Genomic DNA, 1102 nt, shown 5'->3' on the forward strand with positions numbered 1-1102 from the left:
CATTGGTGTTTATGCTGCTATAGCTAATGTAGAACCATCAACCGTATTCCGGCCATCTTGTATCTTTAATCTGGTTTATGCTGGTTAAGTGAGATTGGCAACAATCATGTAGTCAGACAACCATCAAGGGATTAAGCCCGTTAATGAGCTTTCGACGCATGATTGTTACTTTTCTTCGAGAAACCCGAACAGTTGCTTGAAACTAAATTCGCATTTGCAAGAATGGGAGCCGAATAACCATGACTGAAACGATTTGTGTCGGTATTAATGTTGCCAAAGCTTCACTCGAAATTGCGCTTAGTGCACAGGGAATTGTCATGACATTCCCAAATACCCCTGTAGGCCATGATCAACTAGCATCTACTTTGGCTAACTATGCCCAAGGGAATTGCTGTGATAAAACAGCTCGCCACTGTGTTGGGTGAACATGAACTTCCCCCGTATCTGGTACAGGTATTACTGCGGTTACAGGCGCATTATCACTATCTGGTTAAACAAATCACCGAGATTGAAACCGTCCTGTCACAGGAGATTGCCCAAGATGATACCGGACAACGGCTGATGACGATCCCCGGTATTGGCCCCATCACGGCGAGTGTGCTTTCCTCACAGCTGGGTGATGGGAAACAATACGCACACAGCCGGGATTTTGCAGTCTCGGCGGGATTGGTTCCCCGCCAGTACAGTACTGGGGGCAAGACAACCTTATTGGGGATCAGTAAACGGGGTAACAAGACACTCCGGCAACTGTTGGTGCTGTGTGCCCGAACGTTCATACTGCATATCGAGCATAGAAAGGGCAAACTGGCTGACTGGGTTAAGCAGCAACTTGAACGAAAGCATTCTAATATCGTGGCCTGTGCGTTGGCTAATAAACTCGCCCGGATAGCCTGGGCCATTACGACGCGACACACGGTATTTGTTGCCTGAAACTGACGTCATTGTGAATCTATTTAACTATTACCCCACTGGTTTTGCGAAGACTGATAATTGATGACATGAACGGCCTACCGGCCTGATGAGAAACCTGGCATAAAAATTGGCTCCTTGAAGCTGGCATACTTTTAAGGTTCATCAGGCACGGAACTCATCGAGGCGCAGG

The 1102-nt window shown here is 47.3% G+C and carries 2 pseudogenes; both read left to right on the forward strand.

From position 1 onward, the window contains the following. Positions 1–239: 239 nt before the first annotated feature. Positions 240–377 (forward strand): annotated as a pseudogene (locus C5471_RS23315) (IS110 family transposase); the annotation flags it as partial. Continuing rightward, positions 370–930, forward strand: a pseudogene (locus C5471_RS23320) (IS110 family RNA-guided transposase); the annotation flags it as partial. The pseudogenes C5471_RS23315 and C5471_RS23320, both read left to right, overlap by 8 nt. Between the last annotated feature and the right edge of the window lie 172 nt (positions 931–1102).

Origin of the sequence: Photorhabdus tasmaniensis, from assembly GCF_011189505.1 — a bacterium.
In the GTDB taxonomy this organism is placed as follows: domain Bacteria; phylum Pseudomonadota; class Gammaproteobacteria; order Enterobacterales; family Enterobacteriaceae; genus Photorhabdus; species Photorhabdus tasmaniensis.